Source organism: Pseudomonas onubensis, assembly GCF_965653655.1.
Taxonomy (GTDB): Bacteria; Pseudomonadota; Gammaproteobacteria; order Pseudomonadales; family Pseudomonadaceae; genus Aquipseudomonas.
On sequence record NZ_CBFHAZ010000082.1, the window covers coordinates 20,702 to 28,204 of the forward strand.

8 protein-coding genes are annotated in these 7,503 nt (G+C 60.5%); 4 read left to right on the forward strand and 4 right to left on the reverse strand.

Annotated features, from left to right (window positions below; genetic code table 11):
* Positions 1 to 80 precede the first annotated feature (80 nt).
* Positions 81 to 1,607, reverse strand: a complete 1,527-nt coding sequence (gene gpmI / locus ACTD9P_RS22235; protein ID WP_138817254.1) for a 2,3-bisphosphoglycerate-independent phosphoglycerate mutase — start codon at positions 1,605 to 1,607, stop codon at positions 81 to 83.
* Positions 1,608 to 1,758: 151 nt separating this feature from the next.
* Between gpmI and ACTD9P_RS22240 the strand changes: the two genes are divergently transcribed.
* Genes ACTD9P_RS22240 through secB form a run of 3 tightly spaced genes read left to right on the forward strand, consistent with a single transcriptional unit; the run spans position 1,759 to position 2,950 of the window.
* Entirely contained in the window at positions 1,759 to 2,172 is a 414-nt protein-coding gene (locus tag ACTD9P_RS22240) for a rhodanese-like domain-containing protein (RefSeq protein WP_017138635.1), read from the forward strand.
* Position 2,173: 1 nt separating this feature from the next.
* Positions 2,174 to 2,428 carry a glutaredoxin 3 gene (grxC, locus tag ACTD9P_RS22245; protein WP_053253893.1) on the forward strand — a complete coding sequence of 85 codons (255 nt, stop codon included), beginning with the start codon at positions 2,174 to 2,176 and terminating at the stop codon, positions 2,426 to 2,428.
* Between the two features lie 42 nt (positions 2,429 to 2,470).
* Complete coding sequence (secB, locus tag ACTD9P_RS22250; RefSeq protein WP_012721755.1) at positions 2,471 to 2,950, forward strand: protein-export chaperone SecB; 480 nt, start codon at positions 2,471 to 2,473, stop codon at positions 2,948 to 2,950.
* Between the two features lie 160 nt (positions 2,951 to 3,110).
* Here secB and ACTD9P_RS22255 read toward each other — a convergent pair whose 3' ends face one another.
* Positions 3,111 to 3,566 (reverse strand): tRNA (cytidine(34)-2'-O)-methyltransferase, encoded by a 456-nt coding sequence (locus ACTD9P_RS22255; RefSeq protein WP_003171120.1) that lies wholly within the window; start codon positions 3,564 to 3,566, stop codon positions 3,111 to 3,113.
* Here ACTD9P_RS22255 and ACTD9P_RS22260 point away from each other — a divergent pair.
* A complete protein-coding gene (locus ACTD9P_RS22260) occupies positions 3,565 to 4,005 on the forward strand; it encodes a hypothetical protein (protein ID WP_438869370.1) in 441 nt (146 codons plus the stop codon). The two genes, ACTD9P_RS22255 and ACTD9P_RS22260, sit on opposite strands and share 2 nt — an antisense overlap.
* A gap of 624 nt (positions 4,006 to 4,629) precedes the next feature.
* Here ACTD9P_RS22260 and ntrC read toward each other — a convergent pair.
* Together ntrC and glnL are read right to left on the reverse strand one after the other, a co-directional pair.
* Positions 4,630 to 6,066, reverse strand: a complete 1,437-nt coding sequence (ntrC, locus tag ACTD9P_RS22265; protein ID WP_016979129.1) for a nitrogen regulation protein NR(I) — start codon at positions 6,064 to 6,066, stop codon at positions 4,630 to 4,632.
* Positions 6,063 to 7,148: a nitrogen regulation protein NR(II) gene (glnL, locus tag ACTD9P_RS22270; protein WP_017138631.1), complete on the reverse strand. Its 1,086-nt coding sequence runs from the start codon at positions 7,146 to 7,148 to the stop codon at positions 6,063 to 6,065. Before glnL ends, ntrC begins: the two co-directional genes overlap by 4 nt.
* Positions 7,149 to 7,503 lie beyond the last annotated feature (355 nt).

Consider the following 7,503-nt stretch of genomic DNA (forward strand, 5'->3'; position numbering starts at 1 on the left):
TCAGTCGCTGAAGATGTCGACTGAACTTCCGCATTCGCGAGCAAGCCCGCTCCCACACTGGTTTTGTGGTGATGCTGGAATCAGACCAGAATCGAAGTACCGGTCATCTCTTTCGGCTTCTCCAGCCCCATCAGCTTCAGCATGGTCGGCGCCACGTCCGCCAGCACGCCGCCTTCGCGCACTTTAAGGTCGCGTTTGCCGACGTAGATGAATGGCACCGGCTCGGTGGTGTGCGCGGTATGGGCCTGGCCGGTGGATTCGTCGGACATCTGCTCGCAGTTGCCGTGGTCGGCGGTGATCAGCGCTTCGCCGCCGACTTTCTCCAGGGCGTCGACGATACGGCCGACGCACAGGTCCAGGCATTCCACGGCTTTAACGGCCGCTTCCAGGTTGCCGCTGTGGCCGACCATGTCGCCGTTGGCGTAGTTGACCACGATCACGTCGTAACGCTGGTGTTCGATGGCATCGACGATCTTGTCGGTAACTTCCGGCGCGCTCATTTCCGGCTGCAGGTCGTAGGTAGCGACTTTTGGCGACGGGATCAGAATGCGTTCTTCACCCGGGAACGGCTCTTCGCGGCCACCGGAGAAGAAGAAGGTCACGTGGGCGTATTTTTCGGTTTCGGCAATGCGCAGCTGGGTCTTGCCGTTTTTCGCCAAATAGTCGCCCAGCACGTTTTCCAGGCTGCCCGGCGCGAATGCCGAAGGGGCCGGGATGTTAGCGGCGTATTGGGTGAGCATTACGAACTCGGCTTTCGGCTGGCGTGCGCGCTCGAAATCCTTGAAACCGGCGTCAACGAATACGTGGCTCAGTTCACGGGCACGGTCGGCGCGGAAGTTCATGAACACCAGGGCATCGCCGTCTTCGACTTTGACCGGCTCGCCAATGGTGGTGGCTTTGACGAACTCGTCGCTCTCGCCACGCGCATAGGCAGCTTCGAGGCCTTCCTGGGCGGTGGCGGCGTGGAATTCGCCCTGGCCTTCAGCGATCAGGTTGTAAGCCTGGGCCACACGGTCCCAACGGTTGTCACGGTCCATGGCGAAGTAACGGCCAACCAGGCTGGCGATGCGGCCTTTGCCGAGGGCGGCGAAGGTGGCGTCGAGCAGTTCGATGGACGATTGCGCGCTTTTTGGCGGCGTATCGCGGCCATCGAGGAAGGCGTGCAGGTAGATCTTGTCGGCGCCGCGCTTGAAGGCCAGTTCGGCCATGGCGACCAGGTGATCCTGGTGGCTGTGAACGCCGCCGTCGGACAGCAGGCCCATGAAGTGCACGGCCTTACCGGCGGCTACGGCTTTATCTACCGCCGCGCAGATGGTCGGGTTCTCGAAGAATTCGCCATCGCGGATCGCTTTGGTCACGCGGGTGAAGTCCTGGTATACCACTCGTCCGGCGCCGAGGTTCATGTGGCCAACTTCCGAGTTGCCCATCTGGCCGTCCGGCAAGCCTACATCCATGCCTGAGCCGGAGATCAGGCCGTTGGGCACGGTGGCGGTCAGGCGGTCGAGTACCGGCTTCTTGGCCGAGTACACGGCGTTGTCGTGGTGGCTTTCACTGTGTCCGAAGCCATCGAGAATTATCAGGACCAAAGGTTTAGGCGTAGTAGTCATAGATCCTCTCGCGGCGTTAATAAAGGAAGACAATTGAAAAGGGAGTCGCAGTTTAAAGCGAAGTTCCGACCACGTCACCGCTTTACGGGGGTTGGCCGCCCCTGACGGCTGTGTATACTTACCGCCATTTTAACGCCCTGGAACCTCCTTGATGGTTGATCACCTGATTGCATTTGCCACTGCCCACTACCTGCTCGCGGGTGCCTTCGTCATCCTGCTGGCGCTGCTGATCGCTCATGAAATGAGCCGCGGTGGCCGCAGCCTGAGCACGTCGGAGCTGACCGCACTGGTCAACAAGGATGAGGCCGTTGTCGTGGATATCCGCCCGGCCAAGGATTTTGCCGCCGGCCACATCGTTGGCGCCCTGAACATCCCGCAAGACAAGCTGATCGCGCGCTTGCCCGAGCTGGAAAAACACAAGGCCAAGACCATTATTCTGGTCGACGCCCAAGGCCAGCACGCCGGCACCCACGCCCGCGAGATGCTCAAGGCCGGTTTCACTGCCGCCAAACTGTCTGGCGGTATCGGCAGCTGGAAGGCCGATAACCTGCCGCTGGTGAAGTGATATGAGCCAGGTTGTCGTTTACTCCAGCGATTATTGCCCTTACTGCATGCGGGCCAAGGCCCTGCTTGAGAAGAAGGGTGTCGCTTTCGAAGAGATCAAGGTCGACGGCAAACCCCAAGTGCGCGCCGAAATGACCAAGAAAGCGGGACGCACGTCCGTGCCGCAGATCTGGATCGGCGACAAGCATGTCGGTGGGTGCGATGACCTGTTCGCTCTGGAGCGCGCCGGTAAACTCGATGCGCTGCTGCTCGTCTGACTCCTAAACCCTAAAAGACCCCAAGATCAAGAAGGATCTGCGATGACTGACCAACAGAACACCGAAGCAGCAGAAGCTCAAGGCCCACAGTTTTCGCTGCAGCGGATCTACGTGCGTGACCTGTCGTTCGAAGCGCCGAAAAGCCCGGCCATCTTCCGTCAGGAATGGACCCCAAGCGTTGCACTGGACCTGAACACTCGTCAAAAAGCCTTGGAAGGCGACTTCCACGAAGTCGTGCTGACCTTGTCCGTTACTGTTAAGAACGGCGAAGAAGTAGCCTTCATCGCTGAAGTGCAACAGGCTGGTATTTTCCTGATCCAGGGCCTGGACGAAGCGTCCATGAGCCACACCCTGGGCGCGTTCTGCCCGAACATCCTGTTCCCGTATGCCCGTGAGACCCTGGACAGCCTGGTTACCCGTGGCTCGTTCCCTGCGCTGATGCTGGCGCCGGTGAACTTCGATGCCCTGTACGCGCAAGAACTGCAGCGCATGCAACAGGAAGGTTCGTCGACTGTTCAATAAGCTGTTCTGAGCAACGACACCGATCAAATGTGGGAGCGGGCTTGTGTGGGAGCTGGCTTGCCTGCGATAGCATCACCTCAGTATCACTGATACACCGAGGTGACTGCATCGCAGGCAAGCCAGCTCCCACAGAGGTCTCCTCCCACATTTTGTTTATGTGTTATTTAAAGCCGAGTTGCCGCCAGCCTTCATAGACGGCAACGGCCACGGTGTTGGACAGGTTCAAGCTGCGGCAACCCTCGCGCATCGGCAAACGCAGGCGATGGCCATCGGGCAGGGCATCAAGCACCTCCGCCGGCAGGCCACGGCTTTCCGGGCCGAACAGGAAGGCGTCGCCTTCGGCAAAGCTGGCATCATGAAACGGCCGCGAGCCCTTGGTGGTGAACGCGAACAGCCGTGGGTGGCCCAGGCTTTCCAGGCAGCTGGCGAGGTCGGCGTGGCGCTTTAGCGTGGCGTACTCGTGGTAGTCCAGCCCGGCGCGGCGCAGGCGCTTGTCGTCCATGTCAAAGCCCAGCGGCTCGATCAAATGCAGGTGGCAGCCACTGTTGGCGCACAGCCTGATAACGTTGCCGGTATTCGGCGGAATTTCTGGTTGAAAAAGGATGACGTGAAACATGCACGGCTCCGAAGGCAAAGATGCGCTGCATTCTACCCCTGAAGACGACCCAAGGCCGAAGCTATTGCCACGGGTGATGGGCTCTTTGGCGATTGTTGGGCTGATGGTGGGCCTGATGATCGGCCGCCTGACCACGCCCGATCCGGTCGAGCTGCAGCAGCTGGAAACAGCGGCAGACGGCGTGGTGGTGTGGTTCAACAGCGAGCCCAAGCTGCACGGCGAACACGTCGACGGCACCGTGGCATTGCTGTTTGACGCGCAAGGCAAGGCTGCCAGCGGGCAACTCAAGGTCAATGACAAGGACGTGAACTGGCGCATCCGCAAGACCGATGGCGGCTTGCTGCTGAGCCTGGTGGCGGCTCGGCCGTTGCGCGGGGAGTGGAAAGGCGAGAAGGCCGAAGGCCGCTGGCGGCTGCAGATCCATCTGCGCGAGGAATAAAAGAGGGAATCCCCGGCCTGCCTGTACCAAGGTTCCCAAAACGGGCTGGGGCTATGGGCGCTGTGCCGCATAAGCCCCGGGTGTAAAGAAGGGAGTTCCCGGCCTGCCTGTACCAGGGCTCCCAAAACGGGGTGAAGCCAAAGGCTTCGGTGTTAAAGAGGGAATCCCCGGCCTGCCTGTACCGAGGTTCCCGAAACGGGTGTGGGGCGCGACGCGATCCGCATCAAGCACCCCGGGTGTAAAGAGGGGATTCTCGGCCTGCCTGTACCAAGGTCCCCGAAACTGGGTGATGTAAGGGTTATTGCAGGGCGCGTGCCAGAATTTGCAATGTGTGCCAAAAAATTACGCCAGAAAGCGCAAAGCCCCGGAATACGGGGCTTTGCTGTTTTTGGGATTTAATGCTTTCTTAATTCGGCGGGTGTTTCAGGCGTGTGGGATGTGCGCGATGCTAGTTCATGGTGCATTGAAGCGGTGCACAGTCCTGGAACTTTGTGGAGATCCAAATGTGGGAGCGGGCTTGCTCGCGAAGGCGCCGGATCAGTCGATACACCTGTTGACTGACACACCGCTTTCGCGAGCAAGCCCGCTCCCACATTAGATCTTCAGTGGATGGAAGGGCTGTGCTTAGCCCTCATCACCCTCGTCATCATCCCCACCATCGACCTTCATCCCCAGCTCCTTGATCTTGCGCGTCAAGGTATTGCGGCCCCAGCCCAGCAACACCGCGGCATCGCGGCGGCGGCCGGCGGTGTGCTTCAGGGCGGTTTCGATCATGATGCGCTCGAACGCCGGCACGGCGCTGTCCAGCAGGTTAGACTGGCCGCGTGCCAGGGCCTGGTCGGCCCATTGGCGCAACGCTTGCTCCCAGTTGGTCACCGGTGCCGAATCCTGCGGCAGGCTCAACAGCTCTGGCGGCAGGTCGCTGATGTGTACTTCGCGCCCGGACGCCATCACCGTGATCCAGCGGCAAGTGTTCTCCAGCTGGCGCACGTTGCCCGGCCATGGCAGGTTCTTGAGGTATTCCTCGGTCTCGCTTTTGAGCAGCTTCGGCTCTACCGCCAATTCTTGCGCGGCGCGGCTGAGGAAGTGACGGGCCAGGGTTGGGATGTCTTCGCGGCGATCCGACATTCGTGGGATATGGATGCGAATTACGTTAAGACGGTGAAACAAGTCCTCACGGAATTTGCCCGCGTGTACCAGTGTTTCGAGGTTCTGGTGCGTCGCCGCAATAATGCGCACATCAACCTTGACCGGCGTGTGCCCGCCGACGCGATAGAACTCACCATCGGCCAATACACGCAGCAAGCGTGTCTGGGTATCCGCTGGCATATCGCCGATTTCATCCAAAAACAGCGTGCCGCCGTCGGCCTGTTCAAAGCGCCCACGACGCAGGTTGGCCGCGCCGGTGAACGCGCCTTTTTCATGGCCGAACAGCTCGGACTCCATCAAGTCCTTGGGAATCGCCGCCATGTTCAGCGCGATAAACGGCGAAGCCGCCCGTGGGCTGTGACGGTGCAGCGCATGAGCGACAAGCTCTTTGCCGGTGCCCGACTCGCCGTTGATCAACACGGTGATGTTGGAGTGGCTCAAACGCCCGATGGCGCGAAACACTTCCTGCATCGCCGGTGCTTCACCGATGATTTCCGGGGTGCGGGTCAGGGCCGGCGGGGCTTCCTGGCTTTGTTGTTCCTGGGCGTGCTGGTTGGCGCGCTTGACCAGCGCCACGGCCTCGTCCACGTCGAACGGTTTGGGCAGGTATTCAAAGGCACCGCCCTGGTAGGACGCGACAGCGCTGTCCAGGTCCGAGTGCGCGGTCATGATGATCACCGGCAAACGCGGGTGCTGCTCGCGGATGCGCGCCAGCAAGTCCAGGCCACTGGCGCCGGGCATGCGGATATCGGAGATGATCACGTCCGGCTGCTGGCGAGCCAGGCGGCTCATCACCCCGTCGGCGCTGTCGAAGCTCTGGGTGGTCATGCCTTCCTGTTGCAAGGCTTTCTCGAGGACCCAGCGGATAGAACGGTCGTCGTCGACGATCCAGACAGTTTCACTACGGCTCATGTCGTGGGGGCTCCTTGTTCCAATGGCAGGAAGATCGAGAACGTGGTGTGGCCGGGATGGCTCTCACATTCGATCAGGCCCTGGTGCTGGCTGATGATGTTCTGGGTAATGGCCAGGCCCAGCCCGGTACCGTCCGGGCGGCCGCTGACCATGGGAAAGAAGATGGTTTCCTGCAGTTCGGCAGGAATGCCTGGGCCGTTGTCGATGATCTCGACTTTGGTGACCAGCCGATGGCGCACATGGCCGATGGTGAACTGGCGCAGGGCGCGCGTGCGCAGGCTGATGCGGCCCAGGCGCAGCTCGTTCTGGCTGCTGATGGCCTGCATGGCGTTGCGCACAATATTGAGCACCGCCTGAATCATCTGCTCGCGGTCGATCAACACATCGGGAATGCTTGGGTCGTAGTCGCGCACCAGGGTGATGCAGCCTTGGCTTTCGGCCTCGACCAACTGGCAAACGCGCTCCAGCACTTCGTGCACGTTGGTCATCGCCAGGGACGGCAACTTGTTGGAGCCGAGCATGCGGTCCACCAGGTTACGCAGGCGGTCGGCCTCCTCGATGATGACGTTGGTGTAGTCCTTGAGGTGTTCCTCCGGCAGCTCACGGGCCAGCAACTGCGCCGCGCCGCGAATGCCGCCGAGGGGGTTTTTGATCTCGTGGGCCAGGCCGCGCACCAGCATTTTGCTGGTTTCCTGTTTGGACAGTTGCGCTTCTTCTTTGGTGATGCGCAGCAGACGGTCGCGTGGGTGTACTTCGAGCAACAGCAGGGTCGCGCCGTTGCTCAGGATCGGGGTCACGGCGTAGTCGACGGTCAGGGTCTGGCCAGTGAGGGCGGTGAGCATCGCTTCGCGCTTGGTAAACGGGTGCGCCTGCTCCACGGCCTGGCGTAACGAACTCAAGGCCTCGGCCGACTCGGTGAACAATTCGCTGATGAACTGCCCATGGCTGCGCTGGCCACTGATGGCCAGGAGCATCTCCGCCGCCGGGTTCATGTACTCAAGGCGCAAGTCGTCATTGAGCAGGATGGTCGCGGTGGTCAGGTTGTCGAGTAACAAACGGTGCAGTGCATCGCTGATGGTCATCGGGACCTCTTTTGGAGCAAGGCGCGGGCTTGAGGCACACGCTGATACAAGGAAAATGCAAAAACCAAACCAAGGCTCCGAAAAGAAGCGTTAAACGCCTGAAATAAGGGTTTTAGGCGCGAAACTGTGGCGTTCTGCCAGCTTGATCGAGAAGAATCGAACCAAAATGGGCTGGAGGGGTGGGAAGTGTGCAGGCTATCGCACCAATATAGTGCGGTTTTGGAAAGTTTGTTCAGGAAGGCGCGGAAGGTGCATCTGAATGCGCCCAATCCAAATGTGGGAGCGGGCTTGCTCGCGAAGGCGGTGTGTCAGTTAACATATGTATCGACTGATTCGCCGCCTTCGCGAGCAAGCC